This window comes from Novosphingobium sp. G106 (genome assembly GCF_019075875.1).
Classification (GTDB): Bacteria; Pseudomonadota; Alphaproteobacteria; order Sphingomonadales; family Sphingomonadaceae; genus Novosphingobium.
In genome coordinates this window covers 815,198-834,077 of sequence record NZ_JAHOOZ010000001.1, presented here as the reverse complement: position 1 = coordinate 834,077, position 18,880 = coordinate 815,198, and the positions used below count along the sequence as shown (strand labels likewise).

The 18,880-nt window shown below is 65.8% G+C and carries 18 protein-coding genes; 10 read left to right on the top strand and 8 right to left on the bottom strand.

The genetic code is table 11. The features are described from left to right. Positions 1 to 53: 53 nt before the first annotated feature. The 3 genes from KRR38_RS03925 to cysD are packed head-to-tail and all read right to left on the bottom strand — an operon-like array spanning position 54 to position 3,705. Positions 54 to 785, bottom strand: coding sequence for a 3'(2'),5'-bisphosphate nucleotidase CysQ (locus tag KRR38_RS03925; protein ID WP_217407106.1), 732 nt, complete (start codon positions 783 to 785; stop codon positions 54 to 56). 20 nt (positions 786 to 805) lie between these two features. Then, positions 806 to 2,788, bottom strand: a complete 1,983-nt coding sequence (gene cysN, locus KRR38_RS03920; RefSeq protein WP_217398811.1) for a sulfate adenylyltransferase subunit CysN — start codon at positions 2,786 to 2,788, stop codon at positions 806 to 808. After that, positions 2,788 to 3,705: a sulfate adenylyltransferase subunit CysD gene (gene cysD, locus KRR38_RS03915; protein WP_217398810.1), complete on the bottom strand. Its 918-nt coding sequence runs from the start codon at positions 3,703 to 3,705 to the stop codon at positions 2,788 to 2,790. The genes cysN and cysD overlap by 1 nt, the downstream gene beginning before the upstream one ends. A gap of 97 nt (positions 3,706 to 3,802) precedes the next feature. Between cysD and KRR38_RS03910 the strand changes: the two genes are divergently transcribed. After that, on the top strand, positions 3,803 to 4,909 hold the full coding sequence (locus tag KRR38_RS03910) for a LuxR family transcriptional regulator (protein ID WP_217398809.1): 1,107 nt from the start codon (positions 3,803 to 3,805) through the stop codon (positions 4,907 to 4,909). A 152-nt stretch (positions 4,910 to 5,061) separates the two neighbouring features. On the opposite strand, the gene KRR38_RS03905 is transcribed toward KRR38_RS03910, so the two are convergent. The 4 genes from KRR38_RS03905 to KRR38_RS03890 are packed head-to-tail and all read right to left on the bottom strand — an operon-like array spanning position 5,062 to position 8,993. After that, complete coding sequence (locus KRR38_RS03905) at positions 5,062 to 6,306, bottom strand: MBL fold metallo-hydrolase (RefSeq protein ID WP_217398808.1); 1,245 nt, start codon at positions 6,304 to 6,306, stop codon at positions 5,062 to 5,064. Then, on the bottom strand, positions 6,303 to 7,322 hold the full coding sequence (locus KRR38_RS03900) for a zinc-binding dehydrogenase (protein WP_217398806.1): 1,020 nt from the start codon (positions 7,320 to 7,322) through the stop codon (positions 6,303 to 6,305). The genes KRR38_RS03905 and KRR38_RS03900 overlap by 4 nt, the downstream gene beginning before the upstream one ends. Positions 7,323 to 7,345: 23 nt before the next feature. Beyond that, a complete protein-coding gene (locus KRR38_RS03895) occupies positions 7,346 to 8,140 on the bottom strand; it encodes an SDR family NAD(P)-dependent oxidoreductase (RefSeq protein WP_217398804.1) in 795 nt (264 codons plus the stop codon). A 43-nt stretch (positions 8,141 to 8,183) separates the two neighbouring features. Continuing rightward, positions 8,184 to 8,993 carry an SDR family NAD(P)-dependent oxidoreductase gene (locus tag KRR38_RS03890; RefSeq protein ID WP_217398802.1) on the bottom strand — a complete coding sequence of 270 codons (810 nt, stop codon included), beginning with the start codon at positions 8,991 to 8,993 and terminating at the stop codon, positions 8,184 to 8,186. 143 nt (positions 8,994 to 9,136) lie between these two features. On the opposite strand from KRR38_RS03890, the gene KRR38_RS03885 reads away from it, so the two are divergent. The 3 genes from KRR38_RS03885 to KRR38_RS03875 all read left to right on the top strand — a co-directional run bounded on the left by KRR38_RS03885 (position 9,137) and on the right by KRR38_RS03875 (position 11,954). Continuing rightward, complete coding sequence (locus KRR38_RS03885) at positions 9,137 to 10,144, top strand: AraC family transcriptional regulator (RefSeq protein ID WP_217398800.1); 1,008 nt, start codon at positions 9,137 to 9,139, stop codon at positions 10,142 to 10,144. 24 nt (positions 10,145 to 10,168) lie between these two features. Next, positions 10,169 to 11,335, top strand: a complete 1,167-nt coding sequence (locus KRR38_RS03880) for a sulfotransferase (protein ID WP_217398798.1) — start codon at positions 10,169 to 10,171, stop codon at positions 11,333 to 11,335. Positions 11,336 to 11,486: 151 nt separating this feature from the next. Beyond that, a complete protein-coding gene (locus KRR38_RS03875; protein WP_217398796.1) occupies positions 11,487 to 11,954 on the top strand; it encodes a VOC family protein in 468 nt (155 codons plus the stop codon). 34 nt (positions 11,955 to 11,988) lie between these two features. Here KRR38_RS03875 and KRR38_RS03870 read toward each other — a convergent pair whose 3' ends face one another. Next, entirely contained in the window at positions 11,989 to 12,705 is a 717-nt protein-coding gene (locus tag KRR38_RS03870; RefSeq protein ID WP_309140971.1) for an FCD domain-containing protein, read from the bottom strand. Between the two features lie 139 nt (positions 12,706 to 12,844). Here KRR38_RS03870 and KRR38_RS03865 point away from each other — a divergent pair, with 139 nt between their 5' ends. The 6 genes from KRR38_RS03865 (at position 12,845) to KRR38_RS03840 (ending at position 18,795) form a co-directional block, all read left to right on the top strand. Beyond that, on the top strand, positions 12,845 to 14,332 hold the full coding sequence (locus tag KRR38_RS03865) for an aldehyde dehydrogenase (protein ID WP_217398792.1): 1,488 nt from the start codon (positions 12,845 to 12,847) through the stop codon (positions 14,330 to 14,332). Continuing rightward, positions 14,329 to 15,114, top strand: a complete 786-nt coding sequence (locus tag KRR38_RS03860) for a carboxymuconolactone decarboxylase family protein (RefSeq protein ID WP_217398790.1) — start codon at positions 14,329 to 14,331, stop codon at positions 15,112 to 15,114. The genes KRR38_RS03865 and KRR38_RS03860 overlap by 4 nt, the downstream gene beginning before the upstream one ends. 3 nt (positions 15,115 to 15,117) lie before the next feature. Next, entirely contained in the window at positions 15,118 to 15,873 is a 756-nt protein-coding gene (locus KRR38_RS03855) for an SDR family NAD(P)-dependent oxidoreductase (RefSeq protein WP_217398788.1), read from the top strand. A 6-nt stretch (positions 15,874 to 15,879) separates the two neighbouring features. After that, on the top strand, positions 15,880 to 16,683 hold the full coding sequence (locus KRR38_RS03850) for an NAD(P)-dependent oxidoreductase (RefSeq protein WP_217398786.1): 804 nt from the start codon (positions 15,880 to 15,882) through the stop codon (positions 16,681 to 16,683). Positions 16,684 to 16,816: 133 nt separating this feature from the next. Continuing rightward, positions 16,817 to 17,602 (top strand): SDR family oxidoreductase, encoded by a 786-nt coding sequence (locus KRR38_RS03845; RefSeq protein WP_217398784.1) that lies wholly within the window; start codon positions 16,817 to 16,819, stop codon positions 17,600 to 17,602. Next, on the top strand, positions 17,599 to 18,795 hold the full coding sequence (locus KRR38_RS03840; protein ID WP_217398782.1) for an NAD(P)-binding domain-containing protein: 1,197 nt from the start codon (positions 17,599 to 17,601) through the stop codon (positions 18,793 to 18,795). Before KRR38_RS03845 ends, KRR38_RS03840 begins: the two co-directional genes overlap by 4 nt. The last annotated feature ends 85 nt before the right edge of the window (positions 18,796 to 18,880 follow it).

Below are 18,880 nucleotides of genomic sequence, written 5' to 3'. Positions count from 1 at the left end.
CCTATTGGAGGCCGATGCGCGCTCGCGTTCGATCATTCAGGAAAGCGCGGATTTCAGCCGATCGCGGCAACTTCCGCCAGCACGCGCTCGGCATGTTCCTTCCGGCAGATGAGCAGGTCGGGCATGTAGACGTCGGCCTGGTTGTAGACGAGCGGGCTGCCGTCGATGCGCGAGCAATGGAGCCCGTGCGCCAGCGCAACGGCAACCGGCGCGCAGCTGTCCCATTCATACTGGCCGCCCGAATGCAGGTAGATATCCGCCTCGCCGCGCAGGATCGCCATGGCCTTGGCCCCGGCCGAGCCCATCGGCACCAGCTCGGCGCCGATGCGCTCCGCCACTTCGGTCGCTTCGCGCGCCGGACGCGTGCGGCTGACGACCATGCGCAGCTTCTCAGGCGCCGAGGGGATCAGCGTTGGCGTGTCGGTGCGCAGGACCACGCCCAGCCCCGGCAGCGCCACCGCACCAACCGTGGCAACACCGTCGATCGCCAGGCCGACGTGGACCGCCCAGTCGGCGCGCTCCTCGCCATATTCGCGCGTGCCGTCGACCGGATCGACGATCCACACGCGGCTCTGCTCGAGCCGCGCCGGATTATCCTTTTCCTCCTCGGACAGCAGCCCGTCGTTCGGCCGCTGCTCGCGCAGGGCGTGGCAGAGGAACTGGTTGGCAGTGGCGTCGCCTGCCTTGCCCAGCGCCTTCAGCGACAGCATGCCCGAGGCACGGACTTCGAGAAGCAGTTTGCCGCAGACTTCGGCGAGATGGGCGGCGAGATCGGCGTCGGTCATGTTCTCCGGAGAAATGGTCATCATGCGTCTCCCAGCAGCTTGTCGACGATTATCTCGGCCGCCTGGTCGGGCGTCACGCTGGTCGTGTCGATGCGGATCTCGGGACGTGCCGGCGCCTCGTAGGGGCTGTCGATGCCGGTGAAGTTCTTGAGATCGCCCGCACGCGCCTTCTTGTATAGGCCCTTCACGTCGCGCTCCTCGGCCACGCTCAGCGGCGTATCGATGAACACTTCGAAGAACTCGCCGTCGGGCAGGATCGACCGCACCATCTCGCGCTCCGCCTTGAACGGCGAGATGAAGGCGGTGATGACGATCAGACCGGCGTCGGTCATCAGCTTCGCCACTTCGCCGACGCGGCGGATGTTCTCGATGCGGTCGGCCTCAGTGAAGCCCAGGTCCTTGTTCAGGCCATGGCGCACGTTGTCGCCGTCGAGCAGGAAGGTGTGCCGGTTCATCCGGTGCAGCTTCTTCTCAACGAGGTTGGCGATCGTCGATTTGCCCGAGCCCGAGAGCCCGGTGAACCACAGCACCGCAGGCTTCTGGTTCTTGAGATCGGCGTGCTTCTCGCGGCTGATATCGAGCGCCTGCCAATGCACGTTCTGGGCGCGGCGAAGCGAGAAGTTCAGCATGCCCGCAGCGACGGTGGCATTCGTGATCTTGTCGATCAGGATGAAGCCGCCGAGCGTGCGGTTCTCAGCATAGGCCTCGAACACGATCGGCTTGTCGGTCGAAAGCTCGGCGACGCCGATGGCATTGAGTTCGAGCGTCTTGGCCGCAACGTGCTCCATCGTGTTGACATTGACCGTATATTTTGGCTCACGGACCGTCGCGGAGACGGTCTGCGTGCCGAGCTTCAGCCAATAGGCGCGGCCGACGTGGAGCGGCTCGTCGTTGAGCCAGACCACGGTCGATTCGAACTGGTCGGCCGCTTCGGGCGGATTGTCCGCCGTGGCGATGACGTCGCCGCGCGAGCAGTCGATCTCGTCGGCGAAGCAGATCGTCACCGATTCACCCGCGACGGCCTCGTCCTGGCCAGTGATGTGTTCGAGGTATTGCTCGGTGGTGAGATCCTTGGCGTCGGGCAGCGCGGTCGATGACCCCATTGCGGCGATCTTCGACACAGTCGAGGTCTTGCCCGAGGGCAGGACGCGAACGGTGTCGCCGACCTTGACGCTGCCCGTGGCAACGAGGCCCGAGAAGCCGCGGAAATACAGGTTCGAGCGGTTGACCCACTGCACCGGCATGCGGAACGGCTTGCTGGCGTCGCGCGCCGAATTTACTTCGACAGCCTCGAGGTGCTCGATCAGGTTCGGACCCTTGTACCAGGGCGTGTTCTCCGAAGAGCCCGTGATGTTGTCGCCCTTGAAGCCCGAGATCGGCATCGCGGTGAAGCTCTCGATACCGATCGACTTGGCGAATTCGGTATAGTCGGCAACGATCTTGTCGAAGACGTCCTGGCTGTAGTCGACGAGGTCCATCTTGTTGACCGCGAGGACCAGATTCTTGATGCCGATCAGGTGGCACAGGTACGAGTGCCGCCGCGTCTGGACGAGCACGCCCTTGCGCGCGTCGATCAGGATGACCGCGAGGTCGGCGGTCGAGGCACCCGTCACCATGTTGCGCGTGTACTGCTCGTGGCCCGGGCAGTCGGCGACGATGAACTTGCGCTTCTCGGTGTTGAAGAAGCGGTAGGCGACGTCGATCGTGATACCCTGCTCTCGTTCGGCGGCAAGGCCGTCGACGAGCAGCGCGAAGTCGATCTCGGCGCCCTGGGTGCCGACCTTCTTGGAATCGGCAGTCAACGCGTCGAGCTGGTCCTCGAAGATCATCTTCGAATCGTAGAGCAGACGGCCGATCAGCGTCGACTTGCCGTCGTCCACCGACCCGCAGGTGATGAAGCGCAGCATGGTCTTGTGCTGGTGCTGGTCGAGATAGGCGTCGATGTCCTCGGCGATCAGCGCCTCGGTGACGTAGATCGGGTCCTGGGTGTTGGTATCCGACATCAGAAGTACCCCTGCTGCTTCTTGACTTCCATGCCGGCACCGCCGGCGTCCTTGTCGATGGCGCGGCCCTGGCGCTCCGACGTGGTGGTCAGAAGCGTTTCCTGGATGATTTCGGGAAGCGTCTTGGCATGGCTCTCGACCGCGCCGGTCAGCGGGTAGCAGCCGAGCGTGCGGAAACGGATCGAGCGCATCACCGGCTCTTCGCCGGGCTTCAGCGGGAAGCGGTCGTCATCGACCATCAGCAGCATGCCGTCGCGCTCCACCGTGGGGCGCTCGTCCGCGAAGTAAAGCGGCACGATCGGGATGTCGTTGAGGTGGATGTACTGCCAGACGTCGAGCTCGGTCCAGTTCGAGATCGGGAAGACGCGGATCGACTCGCCCTTGTTCTTGCGGGCGTTGTAGAGGTTCCACAGCTCGGGCCGCTGGTTCTTCGGGTCCCAGCCGTGAGAGGCCGTGCGGAACGAGAAGATGCGCTCCTTGGCGCGGCTCTTTTCCTCGTCGCGGCGGGCGCCGCCGAAGGCCGCATCGAAGCCGTACTTGTCGAGAGCCTGCTTGAGCCCCTCGGTCTTCCACATGTCGGTGTGGAGCGCGCCGTGGTCGAACGGGTTGATCCCGCGCTCGATCGCTTCGGGGTTCTGATAGACGATCAGATCCATGCCGCTGTCGGTCGCCATCTTGTCGCGCAGCTTGTACATTTCCTGGAACTTCCAGGTCGTGTCGACGTGGAGCAGCGGGAACGGCGGCGGCGACGGATAGAACGCCTTGCGCGCCAGGTGCAGCATGACGGCGCTGTCCTTGCCGACCGAATACATGAGCACGGGGCGCTCTGCTTCGGCGACGACTTCGCGCATGATGTGGATGGCTTCGGCTTCGAGCCGCTGCAGGTGCGTCAGTGTGGTTCTGGAAAGTGTGCTCATCGATCCCTCTCCAGCACCCGGCGTTTTCTCGGGTGCGGTTGACGGCTACATGACGAGTCGCGCTTGACCAGAACGCTCCCATATGGGAGCAAAGTGCATGGCGCTCGGTACGATCGACGAACGCGACCTCCTATTGCCGCTGTTCACCGGCGTCGACGAGGAGCCGCTCTGGGACACTTTCCTTCACCGCCTGCTCGCGCGCACCCGCGCGCAGCGGCTGCACCTGTTCATCCGACCGGGCGGGATGTCGGGCATGCCGCCGATCAAACGGACCATCCGCGTCCACGGCTATGCGCCGAGCGCGACGCCGTTCGATCTCGAAGCCTTCAGCGAGGCCGGCCTGCTGCCCTATGCTGCGCTGCGCCCCAATCGCGTCTATTCGCTCGAAGAGACGACATTGTCGGAAAGCCCCGAGGCGATCCGGCGCCAGCGGGGCGTGCTCGATGCGGCCTGGGTCGCCCATGCCCGCTTCATCCGCATCGTCGCGCGCGGCGATCACAACGCATGGCTGGTGCTGCTGCACGACCGGCTCGATTTCGGCGCGGGCGACAGCGCGCTGCTTTCCGCGCTCGCCCCGCATGTCGCGCTGGCGCTGGGCCTGCTCATGGAACTGCGCGGCCTGCGTCTGCGTGCGACGATCGCCGAGGACGCGCTGGCCCTGCTCGGCGTCGGCCAGGCGATCTTCGACGCCAGCAGCCAGGCGATCATTGCCGACCGCATCGCGACCGAGGAACTCGACATCCAGAGCACCGGGCAAAGCACCGGCCGCGCCCAGCTCCGCGCCGGACCGATGCAAGCACTCAGCGCTGCCTGCCGGGAGTTGTCGACCGCCGGGTCCGACGCACGCCGAACGGTCCGCTTCGACGACCGGCTGGGCAAGGACATGCTGCTGCGGCGCGCGCCGATCGCCGCCGACAGCCCGCTCAGCAGCGGCTATTCGATAGGCCTCGTGCGCCGCGACCGGCGCGAAAACGCGAAAAGCGCGGTGCCCGTTGTGGCCGCAACCCTGGGCCTGTCGACGCGCGAGGCGGCGCTGGCCGAAGCGATCAGCCAGGGCAGCTCGATCGTCGAGGCCGGCGCCGAGCTCCAGCTCACGCAGGAGACGGCGCGCAACTACTCGAAGCGGATCTATGCCAAGACCGGGGCGAGCGGACAGGCCGACCTAGTGCGGATGATGCTGACGGGGCTGGTGCCGTTTGCCTAGCAAGCCCGCTTGGTCGGCCCCTAATGTAAAGCCCGTCACCCCTGCGAAGGCAGGGGCCCAACCGAGCTCTCGGCTCGAAACGAAGGGCGCATGGAGGCGCCGTCAGCTGGGCCCCTGCCTTCGCAGGGGTGACGATGGAGGATAAGTGAGAGCTACTCCCCCAGCGCCGCGTCCACCTCGGCGATCTCAGAACGCAGCCACATCGTCTCGCTGAGATTGCCCTGGCCCGAGCGCTCGAGCAGGAGCTGCGAAGCCGCCTTCTTCACGCCCAATGCGGCACGGTTGCTCGGCTCGGCGCCGAGAGCGATGGCGACGAGATGCAGCGCCTGCAGCGGCTCACCGGCATCGAGCCGCGCCTGCGCCCGCGCTGCGAGCTTGTCCGCCCCGCCCGCGAGCTCGACAATGTCGGCATCGATGCTCGACCGCGGCACGCCGTAAAGCTCCGTCGTGCCGTCCTCATAGTGGAACCAGCCCGAATATTCGCGCCAGATCGACTTGACCGCCCACATCGCCTTGCCGTGGAAGTCGCCGATCCGGATGTCGTCGGGAAAAGCGAATTCGTGCATCAGCTGGTGCACGGTCTTGCCCTTCTTCATGCCCTCGAGCGTGTAGTCGCGGACATAGCTGACCGCGGCGTGCATCTTGTCGAGATCCGCCTTGATCTTGTCCTTGCCGACGATCGGCTCGCCGTGGCCGGTCACGACGATCTCGGCGCCGAGATCGCGGATTTTCTCGAGCGACTTCAGGTAGGTCTTGACCAGCCGCGGCTTGTCGCCGCGCAGCGTGTTGAGGAACGGCATCGACAGCCAGATCGGGCCGAAGGTGTTGCCGGTGAAGACCACCTTCTCCTTCGGCATCCAGACCGCGATGTTGTCGACCGTCTCGCCTTCGGGCGCGTGGATCAGCTGGAAGGTGCGGTCGCCGACTTCGAGCGTCAGCTCGCGGTCGACGAAGATGTCCGGCGTGATGTGCGGGATCGGCAGCGGCGGCTTGTCGCGCTTGAGCGCCGTGCCCCAGAGCTTGAAGGTCCGCTTCCCGAAGAACGACTGCAGCCCCATCATGTCGTCGCGCGCGCCGACATAGTCGGGACCGCCGACGATCTTCGTGCCCTCTTCGAGGAACTCGGGCACGCCGCCAAAGTGGTCGGCGTGGCTCTGCGTCAGGATGACGTAGCGCACCGGCCCCGTGCGATGCGGCGCGAACAGCTTCTTCGCGCGCTCGCCGTCCTCGGGCATGCCGGCGTTGATGATGGCGTCACCATCGCTCGTGGTGACGAGGTGCGCGTTCGAAACGCCGTGCGCGAGGAAGATGAAGGGGGTGACCTGCACGGCCTCGGTCTGCACGTCACCCGCACGAACCAGCTTGGCGAGCGGGTTGACCTCTTTGGTGTCGCTCATGCCCCAGCCCCGTCGAAATGCACCATGACCTTGGCCGAATCCGGCTGCGCCGCGATCTTCAGCCCGTCGAGCACGTCGTCGAAAGCCACACGGTGGCTGATCAACGAGGCGATCTTGTCCTTGAGCCGCGGCATCGCCGCGATCACGTCGGGCATCTCGGTCGGATAGCCGACCGCAGTAGTGATCGTCATCTCACTGGTCAGCATCGTGGAGAACGGCGTCTCGACCGGCTTCATGTAGGCCGCCGTAACGACTAGGCGCGAATGAAACTTCGCCATGTTGATCACATCGCTAATGACAGTAGGGCCGCCCGCGGCATCGATGAAGGCGTCGGTGCCGACAGCCTGCTTGTGCATGCACATCTCGGTGCCGTGGAGCTTGCCGATCTCCTCCGCGATGTTCACCTCGCGTGGGTTGAACGCGGCACGCGCACCCAGCGCCAAGGCGCGGTCGAGCCGCTCTTGCGCGAGATCCAGCGCGATGACGTCGGTCACGCCGCGGTCGACCAGCCAGAGGATCATGCCCAGCCCGATCGGGCCGCAGCCGAAGACCACGGCCTTGTCGCCGGCCTTGACCTCCATGCGGTTGACGCCGTGCATCGCGACCGCCAGCGGCTCGCACATCGCGGCGATCTCGTAGGGAATGCCCTCGGGGATCGGCAGGATCGAGTCGTTGAGGCGCGCTTCGCGCACCAGCAGCTCGTTGACGAAGGCGCCTTCGGGACCGCCGCTGCCGACCGCGCTCGGCGTGTTCATCGGGTTGATGATCACCGCATCGCCAGGCGTGATGCCCGTGACCTCGCTGCCCACGCGCAACACTTCGCCCGCGCCCTCGTGACCGATCGGCGTCACGCCGCCCGGCTTGCGCATGATCCCGCCCCACTTGATGTAGGACAGGTCGCTGCCGCAGATGCCTACGGCCTTCATCTTGACCACCACGTCCTTGGGACCGGCTTCGGGCAGCTCGTAGTCGTCGAGGCGGACATCGCCGACTTCGTGGATGTTGAGGACCTTCATCGTCTTTTCTCCCAGGTCGCCGATCAGGCGCGGATCATGTAGCCGCCATCGACGGTGATGGTCTCACCGGTGATGAACGACGAAGCGTCGGAACAGAGGAACGCGCCGATGCCCTCGAAATCCTCGGGGTAGCCGGTGCGCTTGAGCGGGGTCGTCGGGCCATAGGTGCCTTCGAGGTACTTGGCGGCAGGGCCTTCGCGGTCACCCATCATCGGGGTGATGATCAGGCCCGGAGCGACGATGTTGGCGCGGATATTGTATTCGCCCATCTCGGCGGCAAGGCAGCGGATGACCGCGGCGACGCCTGCCTTCGAAGCGGCATATTCCATCTTGCCCGCCAGCCCTTGAAACAGCGAGAGCGAACCGCAGGCGACGAGGCTGCCGCCCGGCTCGCCGGCTTCGGCGCGCGCCTTCATCAGCCGCGCACCCTCGCGCAGGGTAAAGAAGGCGCCGTGGAGCGCGACGCTCTGGAAGTCGTGCCAGTGCTCGGTCGACATCTCGAAGACCGAATTGTAGCGCGGGCTGGCGCCCGAGTTCGCGAAGACGCAGTCGAGCCGGCCGAAGTCTTCCATCAGCTGCTCGTAGCCCGCGATGATGGCCTCTTCCGACCCGACATCGACGATGTAGGTCTCGACCCGGCCCGCGCCCGCCGCGAGCAGCTCGGCCTTGGCGGCGGCGTTCTTTTCCGCATTGCGCGCCCAGATCGCGATGTCGCCACCCATCTTGGCACAGCCCATGGCGAAGCCCAGGCCGATGCCGCCATTGCCACCGGTGACCAGCGTGACCTTGCCGGTGCAGTCGAACAAACCTTTAGCCATTATTCCTCCTAAAGCGCGGCGAAACGGGCCGCGCGAATACCGTTCAATTGAATGCGTAGGGCGGCTGGATCACGCTGCCGCCGTCGATCACGATGGTGTCGCCGGTGTGAAAGCTCGAAGCATCGCTGCAGAGGTAGGCGGCGATGCCCTCGAAATCCTCGGGATAGCCGGGTCGATGGATCGGCGTCTTGGCCGAGAAATGCGCATCGACCTGCGCCATCTGCGCGGGATCGCCGCCCTCGCCCATGCCCGTCTTGATATAGCCCGGCGCGATCGTGTTGGCACGGATGCCGTACTTGCCGAGTTCCGAGGAGATACTGCGGATGACCGCACCCATGCCGCCCTTAGAGGCCGCGTAGTTGTAGATCCCGGCAACGCCGTGGAACATCGAGAGGCTGCCGCAGAACACCAGGCTGCCTCCGGGTTCGCCCGCTTCCGCGCGCTCGATCATCAGCCGCGCGCCTTCGCGCAGCGTATAGAAGGCGCCGTGCAGGTTGACCGCGAGTAGATCATGCCATTCCGCCGAGTCCATGTCGATGAACGGCCCCATTTTCGCGCTGCGGCCCGAATTGGCGAAGACGCAGTCGAGCCGGCCGAAGTCGGCCTTGAGCTGCTTGTAGCCTTCGGCGACCTGCTCTTCCGAGCTCACGTCGATCTTGTAAGTCTCGACCCGGCGTGCGCCGGCAGCGAGCAGCTTCTCCTTGGCCGCGGCGTTCTTTTCCTCGTTCCGCGCCCAGATCGCGACATCGCTGCCCATCCTGGCGCAGCCCATGGCGAAGCCAAGGCCGAGGCCGCTGTTGCCGCCCGTGACCATGGTCACTTTGCCGGTGCAATCGAACAGGCCCTTCGCCATGAACATCTCTCCTCGGCATGAGCGAACGGCGCCTTTTCCCAGGCGCGTTATGGCGCGCAGATTTCCTCCCGACGCGCTTGTGCCGCAACCTCGCTATCTGTAGATTCCGGGACAGACCGTTTAATCAGAGACACAATGCTCCGATGCCGCTGGGACAGGATCCGATAGCCACGCGCGAGGCAACGATCATCGTCGACGCGGAACTGCGCGGCGAGGCGGCAGTCGCGCAGCTCGTCCGCTACGACATTCCCGCGGCGACCGAATCCACGCTCGGCGACGCCGAATGCTATCAGATCAACATGTGCCTCACACCGCGCCCGCTCAACGCGCGCGCCTGCTATCACGAGCACTGGGGGCCGCATCGCTTCGAACGGCTCGGCGACATCTTTATGATCCCGCCGGGCGAGGCCATGCATATCAAGGGCGACAGCGGCCGGCAGGCCTCGCTGCTCTGCTTCCTCGACCGCGCCGCGGTGGGCGCGGTGATCGGCCACGAGCTCGCCTGGACCGACCAGAAGCTCGCGGCGACGATCGACCTCACCAGCGCCCGCATCCGCGCGCTGCTGTTCCGCCTGACCCAGGAAGTCCGCCACCCCGGCTTCGCCGCCGGCCGCATGCTCGAATTCCTTACCGGCGAACTGGCGATCGAACTGGCGCGCTTCTGCCTCGAAGTCGACGAGCGCCCGACCACGGGCGGCCTCGCCGGCTGGCGGCTGCGGCTGATCGACGAGCGGCTGGCCGACGATCCGACCTTCCCCTCGCTCGGCGAGCTGGCCGACCTCTGCAACATCTCGGTCCGCCAGCTCACGCGCGGCTTCAAGGTCAGCCGAGGCTGCTCGATCGGCGACTATGTCGAGAGCCGCCGCATGGAAGGCGCCAAGCGGCTGCTGGTGGCGGGCGAGAACGTCAAGACGATCGCCTTCACGCTCGGCTTCTCCTCACCGTCGAGCTTCACTTTCGCCTTCCGCCGCGCGGTCGGGATCAGCCCCAGCCAGTTCCGGCAAAGGCAGATGCGGGGGAATTGGCGCGGGCTGACGGGTCTTGTCCCGATTTCGACGAGCCGTCCCGTTCTCTGGTTGCAAGCGCATTGCCAACCCCCTCCCCGGAGGGGTTACCTCGCGCACAACGGGCCGCAGGGCCTTAGTCACTGAACATCGGGAAGAAGGACCCTGACGATGGCCGAGCTCATCTCCGTCGACGCGCTGATCGACCAGGCGCACAAGGATACCGGCATCGACGCGTTCGATGCCGAGACCTACCGCGAAGGCCTCGAAGTCTTCGTCGAGGACTTCAACGACGGCATCGCCATCGGCCGCTATGTCGACGCGGGCATCCAGCGTGCCAAGGACGATACGCTGCACTACCTGCGCAGCCGCCTGAAGATCGCCGGCTACCTCAAGCAGAACCCCGAACTGCTCGAACGCAAGATCGAACGCCCCGTCTTCGTCATGGGCATGGCGCGCACCGGCACCACGCTGATGTCGAACCTGCTCGCCGCCGATCCCGGCCGCCGCTCGCCGCTGACCTGGGAGATCGACGATCCGGTACCGCCGGCGACGCCCGAGACGCTCTACACCGATCCGCGCGCCCTCGCCCGGCTCGAGCAGGAGCGCGCGATGCTCGCGGCCAATCCCGCCGCGGGCAAGTTCTACCGCGGCTCGGCGGTCTATCCGAACGAATGCGTGTTCATGATGGCCGGCGATTTCAAGACGCTGATGATCGAGTCCAAGGGCATCCTGCCCAAGTACCGCGACTTCATCTTCAGCACCGACATGACCTCGTCCTACGAGTACCACAAGAAGTTCCTCCAGGTGCTCCAGCACAAGGCGCCGGGCGTGTGGAACCTGAAGAAACCGTCGCACTCACTGTTCCTCGAATACCTGTTCAAGGTCTATCCGGACGCGCGGGTGATCTGGACGCACCGCGATCCCTATACCGCCACCGGTTCGCTCGCGAGCCTGATCCAGCTCAGCCACAACATGTTCATGGGCAAGGTCGATCATCAGTGGCTGGGCGAGAACTATTCGTGGCAGCAGTTCCAGCACGTCAACCGGATCATGGATTTCCGCGACAAGTTCGGCGAGGACAAGATCATCGACGTCCACTACGCCGATCTGACGCGCGACCCGATCGGCACGACGAAGAAGCTTTATGCCGAGCTCGGCGACGAATTCACCGCAGAGGCCGAAGCCGGCATCCAGGGCTGGGTCGACGACAACCCGCAGGACAAGTTCGGCGTCCACGAATACAAGCTGGCGCAGTTCGGCCTGTCGAAGGAAAGCCTCGCGCCGCACTTCGAGCGCTACCTGTCGCGCTACGACGTGGAGCCGGAAGGGAAGTAAACTAGGCGCCTCCCCATTCTCGTCACCCCGGGCTTGACCCGGGGTCCCACTTCTCGCGGTTGTCTGCGACCGCTGGAAGAACAGCGGGACCTCGGATCAAGTCCGGGATGACGGTGCGGGTTTTGGCGAGAAAACATCGGGAGAAACGGAAATGCTTGAAGGACATCTCTACCAGCTCGGCTACGCATGCGACAATCTCGAGGAAGGGATCGCCCAGTTCCGCGGCCGCGGGATGACGCACGAACCGCACATCATCGAAGTCGAGCAGCCGGTGAACGCCAACGGCCGCGAGTACATCAACCACATCCGGCTCTGCTTCATCTGGATCGGCGAGATGCAGTACGAGCTGATCCAGGCAATCAAGGACCCGCTCGGCATCTATGCCAATGCTCCGTCGAACGGCGGTCCGATCCGTTTCCATCAGACATGCATGCGGGTAAAGGACTGGGCCGATTTCCGCGCCCGCGTCGATCAGCAGGATCTGCCCGTGGCGATGGAGCGCGACATGGGCGGGGACAACCTCAAGTTTCTCTACCTCGATGGCCGCGCCAAGTTCGGCCACTACCTCGAATATACCTGGATGACCGACGCGGCCTGGGAACAGACCCGGAAGATGTAATTTCGGTTCCTCCTCGAGCTTGCTTGAGGAGGAATTATCCCCGCGCCCGGCGCAGCCAGTCCAGCACGACTACGCGGTTACTCCGGTTCGCCTCGAAGTGCGCCAGTTCGCCGTCGCGCGCCAGGATCGCGTCGATGATCCGGTGCCGGCCCGCCTTCCAACCCTCGATCGCGGCGGCGTCGCGATAGATCGGCTCGGTCCGCGGGCGGGTAGTGGAGAAGCGAAGCGTCACGCGGGTCAGCAGCTCGAACAGCGGCCGTTCGACCATGCGGAACAGCAGGTCCTGGAATTCCTCTTCCCACTCACCCGTATCGATCTCGCGCAGGCAGAGGTCAATGCGGTCGGCGATTCCGCGCAGTTCGGGATGGAGCGCCGCGTCGCCCTCGCGCGCCGCGGCGGCGCAGAGCTCGTTGAACAGCAGCGAGGTCATGTCGAGCGCCTCTTCCCAGCCGTGCGGCCGCGTGCGCATGTAGGCCGCGAGCGAGCGTTCGAGCGCCGCCGCATCGGGCCGCTTGCCGTAGTAGCCCCCGCCCGGCCCGCGTCGCACTTCGAGCGCCCCCTCGTGCTCGAGGATGCGCGCCGCCTGCTGGACCGTGACGATGCCTACGCCCAGCAATCGCGCCAGGTCGGGCAGCGATCCGATCAACTCGTCGGGCTCGCGCGCGAAGATCAGCTCGCGCAGTGCATCGGTGGTCTGCTGGACCAGCTGGCGCTTGCCCGCACCGCTCTTGGCTTCAACCTCCTCAACCATCGGCATAATCCAATTATGTGCATGTTTTTATCGATAGGACGATGATACTCGCATCATATTCCGCTTGCCAGCCTAAAAATATGCCTATTTAATTATGACGATTCGCGAGGCCCCTTGCCTCGCCCATGGAGAGGACATCATGGCCTTCAGGCAACCGGCGCTCGACGCGCTGCCGCGCTATCCGTTGATCATCGGCGACACCCGTGAGGAAAAGGGCAGCGGCGCGACCCTCGCTCACGTCTATCCCGGTACCGGCACTGTCACCCGCGAGATCACGATGGCCAATGCCGATGACGTCGATCGCGCCGTGGCCGCTGCGCGCGCCGCCGCTCCCGCCTGGCGCGCCATGCCCGGCGACAAGCGCCGCGACCTGTTCTTCAAGCTCGCCGCCCTGTTCGAGGCGAAATCGGCCGAGTTCGGCCCCTCGCTGATTGCCGAGAACGGCTCGCTTGCGGCCTTCGCCAACTACATGGGCTACGATGCCGCGCAGAAGTTCCGCTACTTCGGCGGCTGGGCCGACAAGATCCACGGCCGCACGATCCCGATGTGGCAGGGCGAGGTGCACGACTTCGTCAACTACGAACCCTACGGCGTCGTCGGCGTCATCGTGCCGTGGAACGGCCCGCTGTTCGCAGCGACGATGGTCATGGCCCCGGCCCTGGCGGCGGGCAACTGCATCGTCCTCAAGGCGCCGGAGCTCGCGCCGTACAGCCCGATGAAGCTGGTCGAACTGATCCAGGAAGCCGGCTTTCCGGCGGGCGTGGTCAATCTCGTCACGGGCGGCCCCGATGCCGGCGAGGCGCTGGTCGCGCATCCGGGTGTCGACAAGATCGAATTCATCGGCTCGGGCGCGACCGCCAAGAAGATCCTCACCAGCGCCGCGCAGAGCCTGAAGCCTGTCGGGCTGGAGCTGGGCGGCAAATCGGCGGTCATCGTCTTCGACGACGCCGACTTGCAGGATGCGGCCAAGCGCGGGCTCTCGGGCGCCGTTTCGGCGAACGGCCAGGGCTGCGTCAACGGCACTCGGCTGCTCGTGCAGCGCGGCGTCTATGATGCCTATCTCCAGACCCTGAGCGCGATGGCCGGCCATATCAAAGTCGGCGATCCGATGGATCAGGCGACCACGCTCGGCCCTGTCATCTCCGAGCCGGCGATCAGCCGCATCCTCGGCATGGTCGAGCGCGGCATCACGCAGGGCGGCCGCCTCGTCTCGGGCGGGGAGCGGCTGGGCGGCGACCATGCTGACGGTTTCTACCTGCCGGTGACCATCCTCGCCGATGTCGCTCACGAGAGCGAAATCGCGCAGAACGAAGTGTTCGGACCGGTTCTGGCGGTCACGCCTTTCGACACCGAGGACGAGGCGATCGCGCTGGCCAACGGCACGCCCTACGGCCTCGGCGCCTACGTCCACACCACCAACCTGCACCGCGCGCACTACGTCACGCGGGAGCTGCAGGCCGGCCAGATCCAGGTCAACGGCTCGGGCGAGGCGATGCAGCCCAACGTCCCGTTCGGCGGCTGGAAGCAGAGCGGCCACGGCCGGCTCGGCGGCATAGAGGGGCTGCACGAATTCATGCAACCCAAGAACGTCTACATGAACGTCGCAAAGCTGGGAGGCGGACAGTGAGCCAGTTACTCGATCCCCGGGAAAGAACCGATCGCGGCATTGCGCTGCAGGCCGAGGTCAACGGCCAGTCTCCTGCGCCAGCGGGCACGCCGGTAGAGGAGTCCGTCCGCGACTTCGTCTATGCCGAAGTCTGGAGCCGGCCCGGCCTCGACCGCCGTTCGCGCTATCTGATCTCGATGGCCGGCGCGGTGATGAGCGCCGCCGGCGACGCGATGATCGACGGCTACGTCCGTGGTGCGCTGAAAAGCGGCGAGCTGAGCCTTGCCGAACTGCGCGAGGCGGCGCTGCATCTCTCGGTCTATGGCGGCTGGCCGCGCGGCCAGGAACTCGACGCGGCGATCAACCGCGCGCAGCAGGCGCTGGGCCTCAAGCCCGCCGAATGTCCGCCGATCCGTGGTGAAGCCTGGGATCCCGTCGAGCGCGGCGAGAAGGGCCAGGCCGAATTCACCAAGACGATGACCTTCCCCGGCGGGCCTTCGTCGAACCCGTTCCAGGAAGCGATCAACAACTTCGTCTTCGGCGAGATGTGGTGGCGTCCGGGTCTCGACGAGCGCGCGCGCCGCTGGATCACGCTGGTCGCCGTCGCCAACAGCGCTGCCGAAATCCCGATCAAGTCGCACTTCTATGCGGGCATGAAGAGCGGCAACTGCACCCGCGAAGAGATGCTCGAGTTCTCGCTTCAATACGGCGTCCACGCCGGCTGGCCGCGCGCCTCGCTGGTCAACGGGATCATCATGCAGATGGCACAGAAGGTCGAAGCCGGCCTTGGCTGGAACGAGTAAGACATGGGCATTGAAATCGACATGAAGGGCAAAGCGGCGCTGGTGACCGGCGCCGCATCGGGGCTAGGCCGCGCGACCGCGGTCAAGCTCGCCCAGGCCGGTGCGGACCTCTGCATCGTCGACGTCAACGCCGATGCCCTGGCCGAGACCGCGGCGATGCTGGACGGCGTGCAGGTCCTGACCCACGTCGCCAACCTCGCCGAGCCCGAGGCCTGCAAGGGCGCGGTGGCGGCGGCGGTGGCGAAGTTCGGCCGGCTCGATGCGCTCTGCAACATCGCGGGGATCGTCAAGTTCGCCAACAGCCACGAGATGGCGCAGAGCGACTACCTGCTGACCATCGCGGTCAACCTCAATGCACCGTTCTTCCTCTCGCAGGCGGCGATCCCGCATTTGCTTGAGAGCAATGGCGCGATCGTCAACTGCGCCTCCTCGGCAGCGCTCATCGGCGAGGCCTATGCCGCGGCCTATTGCGCGAGCAAGGCGGGAATCCTGAACATGACCAAGTCCATGGCGATGGAATATTCGCGCAAGCCGATCCGCATCAACGCGGTCGCGCCGGGCGGGATGATAACCAACATCGCCAACGGCATGACCATGCCCGAGGGCGTCGAGTACGATCTGATCCAGCGCTTCTCGGGCCTGCGCGGCCAGGTCGAGGTGGACGACGTCGCCGACCTCTTCGCGCTGCTCGCCTCGCCCGCGGGGCGTTCCTATCACGGCGCCTGCATCTCGATCGATGCCGGCATAACGGCAGGCTGAGGGCATATGAGCGAAACCATCGGCTTCATCGGCGTCGGCAGCCAGGGCGGCCCCATGGCGCACCGCATCGTCGACGCGGGCATGAACCTCGTCGTCTGGGCGCGGCGGCCCGAAGTGCTTGAGGCCTATACGGCCAAGGGTGCGAAAGCGGCGGCTACCGTCGCCGAGCTCGGCGCGGCCTGCAACCATGTCGGCATCTGCGTGGTCAACGATGCCGACGTGCTGTCGATCACCGACCAGCTCATCCCCGTGATGAAGCCCGGCAGCCGCATCGCGATCCATTCGACGATCCTGCCCGAGACCGTCGCCAAGCTCGAAGCCCAGTGCGACGCGCGCGACCTCCAGCTCATCGACGCCCCGGTCAGCGGCGGCTCACCCGGCGCCGAGGCGGGCACGCTGACCGTGATGTGCGGCGGGCGGCAGGAGGCTTACGAGGCTGCCCTGCCGGTGTTCAAGACCTTCGGCCGGCTGATCCCGCTGCTCGGCCCCGCCGGTGCCGGCCAGCGCGCCAAGATCGTAAACAACGCCATGCTCTCGGCGCACATGGGCGTAGCTCAGGCGGCGATCGAGGCGGCGCAGGCGCTCGGCATCGACCGCGCGGCCTTCGTCGAGCTAATCCCCGCGAGCAGCGGCAACAGCTTCGGCTTCGGCGTCTTCGCCCGCCTGCCTTCGCCCGCGGCCTTCGCCACCGGCGCGCCGATGCTGCTCAAGGACATGAACCTGCTCAAGGCGGTTCTCCCCGGCCATGAAGGCGCGGACGAGATCGCCGCCATTTCTGCGCGCTTCCTCGCCGCGGCCAATCCGGAATGATCCGCTAACCACCTAACCCCGATCACCCTGAGCTTGTCGAAGGGCTGCATTTTTTCTTCGTCCCAGCACCTGCCGCAAGAAGGACAGTTCTTCGACAAGCTCAGGATGGACGGATTTTGATAGGAAATCGAAAATGGCATTCTCGCTCGACCAGTTCCGCCTCGACGGCAAGGTCGCCGTCGTCACCGGCGCCGGCGGCCGCGGCAATTCGATCGGCCGCGCCTATGCGCTGGGCTTCGCCAATGCCGGCGCCTCGGTGGTCGTCGCAGACCTCAACAAGGACGGCGCCCAGATCGTCGCCGACGAGATCAATGCGGCGGGCGGCAAGGCCATCGCGGTAGGCGTCGATGTCTCCAACGAGGAACAGACGCTGGCCATGGCGGAAGCGGCCAAAGCGGCTTTCGGCGGCGTCGACATCCTGATCAACAACGCCGCGCTGATGGTCGACGTGTCCTACGACTCGATCGACACGGTCTCGGTCGAGGCCTGGAACAAGGCCTTCGCGGTCAACCTGACCGGCGCGCTCCTCTGCGCCCGAGCGGTCGCACCCTCGATGCGCGAGCGCGGCGGCGGGCGGATAGTCAACCAGACCTCGGGCGGTGCCTTCCCCGCGACCAGCCTCTACGGCATCTCGAAGCTGGCGCTGGTAGGTCTGACCACCTCGCTCGCCAAGCAGTGGGGCAAGGACAACATCACCTGCAACGCGATTGCGCCGGGCAACGTCAAGTCCGACGCCGGCAAGCTGCTCGTACCCGACGACAGCCCGTTCATCCAGTTCCTCCAGATGACCTGCGCGACCCGCCCCCGCGGCGAGCCCGATGAGCTGGTCGGCGCGGCGATCCTGCTGTGCTCCGAAGCCGGCGCCTGGATCACCGGCCAGGTGATCCACATCGACGGCGGCTGGGTGATGCGGCCGTGAGCACGCCGCGCGCAGGCTTCATCGGCCTCGGTTCCATGGGCGCGCCGATCGCGCGGCGGCTGGCGCGCAGCGGCTTCGCCGTGATCGGCTGCGACAACTCGCCCGAAATGCTCGCCGCCTTCGACGAGCCGGGAACCGAGACGACCAGCGATCCGATCGAGACGGCGGGGAAATCCGAATTGCTCGGCATCTGCGTACGGACCGACGATCAGCTCGAAAGCGTGGCCGGCGACGGCAGGCTGTTCGAGGCGCTGGGCCAAGGCGGCACGGTGATCCTGCATTCGACCGTCTCGCCCGAGCTCGCGCAGAAGCTGGCTGCCAAAGCCAGGGAATACGGCGTCGGTTTCGTCGACGTCGGCGTCTCGGGCGGCGGCCCGGCGGCGATCGAGGGCCAGCTCTCGCTTTACGTCGGCGCCGAACCGGAAGACCTGGAACGTGCCCGGCCCTGGCTCGAGGCGATCGGCAAGAACCTCGCCCACCTCGGCCCCGTCGGCCGGGGGCAGGAAGGCAAGTTGCTAAACAACCTGATCTCGATCGCCAACTACGGCATGTCGGCGGCGATCGTCGATATCGGCGTCGACATGGGCTTCGATCGTCAGCAGCTGATCGACGCCTTCATGGCCGGTTCGGCGCAGAGCTTCGCCTTGCGCGTCGGTCCCGGCATGGTCCTGCCGCGCGAAGGCACGGGCGCAACCGGGAGCATCCGGGGCCTGCACGATCTGCTCAAGAAGGACGTCGATCACTGCCGCGAGTTGGAGGTGCGCGAGACCACGCAGCTCGCCGGCCTGCTCGCCTCCTGCGACGTCATGCTGGCTCGGCTCCGTCGCGCCGCCGCGGAGGCCGAAGGCAAGCCCGCCCCTGCCGATCGCTCGGCAACGGTCGACGCCTATTTCGCGGCCGTGCGCGCCAAGGACATCGACGCCTGGATGGCGCTGTTCGCCGAGGACGCGACCTATGCCTTGCCGAATGGCCAGGTCTTCGAGGGTAAGGCTGCGATCCGCGAGTTCCAGACGATGGTGTTCGGTTCGGGCTCTCCCTTCCCCAATCCGGGCGGCCGGTTCGTGGGATCGGAAGGTATAGCGGCGGAGATCGAGGCGCAGCTGCCCGACGGCAGCGTGCGGCACACGACGAACCATTACCGGTTCGACGACGAGGGCAAGATCAGGTCGCTGACGGTCTATATGCGGGGTTGAGACCAAACCACAAAACGAACCGTCACCCCTGCGAAGGCAGGGGCCCAGCTAACGCTGCATCATCGCACCAACCGTGCCGTGACGA

Bases quoted from the DNA above. Each gene is read 5' to 3' on its own strand.
- KRR38_RS03895 (WP_217398804.1), bottom strand. From the start codon at position 8,140: ATGGCTAAAGGTTTGTTCGACTGCACCGGCAAGGTCACGCTGGTCACC.
- KRR38_RS03865 (WP_217398792.1), top strand. From the start codon at position 12,845: ATGGCCTTCAGGCAACCGGCGCTCGACGCGCTGCCGCGCTATCCGTTG.
- KRR38_RS03900 (WP_217398806.1), bottom strand. From the start codon at position 7,322: ATGAAGGTCCTCAACATCCACGAAGTCGGCGATGTCCGCCTCGACGAC.
- KRR38_RS03880 (WP_217398798.1), top strand. From the start codon at position 10,169: ATGGCCGAGCTCATCTCCGTCGACGCGCTGATCGACCAGGCGCACAAG.
- KRR38_RS03885 (WP_217398800.1), top strand. From the start codon at position 9,137: ATGCCGCTGGGACAGGATCCGATAGCCACGCGCGAGGCAACGATCATC.
- KRR38_RS03890 (WP_217398802.1), bottom strand. From the start codon at position 8,993: ATGGCGAAGGGCCTGTTCGATTGCACCGGCAAAGTGACCATGGTCACG.
- KRR38_RS03855 (WP_217398788.1), top strand. From the start codon at position 15,118: ATGGGCATTGAAATCGACATGAAGGGCAAAGCGGCGCTGGTGACCGGC.
- KRR38_RS03850 (WP_217398786.1), top strand. From the start codon at position 15,880: ATGAGCGAAACCATCGGCTTCATCGGCGTCGGCAGCCAGGGCGGCCCC.
- KRR38_RS03910 (WP_217398809.1), top strand. From the start codon at position 3,803: ATGGCGCTCGGTACGATCGACGAACGCGACCTCCTATTGCCGCTGTTC.
- cysN (WP_217398811.1), bottom strand. From the start codon at position 2,788: ATGTCGGATACCAACACCCAGGACCCGATCTACGTCACCGAGGCGCTG.
- KRR38_RS03925 (WP_217407106.1), bottom strand. From the start codon at position 785: ATGACCGACGCCGATCTCGCCGCCCATCTCGCCGAAGTCTGCGGCAAA.
- KRR38_RS03875 (WP_217398796.1), top strand. From the start codon at position 11,487: ATGCTTGAAGGACATCTCTACCAGCTCGGCTACGCATGCGACAATCTC.
- KRR38_RS03870 (WP_309140971.1), bottom strand. From the start codon at position 12,705: ATGGTTGAGGAGGTTGAAGCCAAGAGCGGTGCGGGCAAGCGCCAGCTG.
- KRR38_RS03905 (WP_217398808.1), bottom strand. From the start codon at position 6,306: ATGAGCGACACCAAAGAGGTCAACCCGCTCGCCAAGCTGGTTCGTGCG.
- KRR38_RS03845 (WP_217398784.1), top strand. From the start codon at position 16,817: ATGGCATTCTCGCTCGACCAGTTCCGCCTCGACGGCAAGGTCGCCGTC.
- cysD (WP_217398810.1), bottom strand. From the start codon at position 3,705: ATGAGCACACTTTCCAGAACCACACTGACGCACCTGCAGCGGCTCGAA.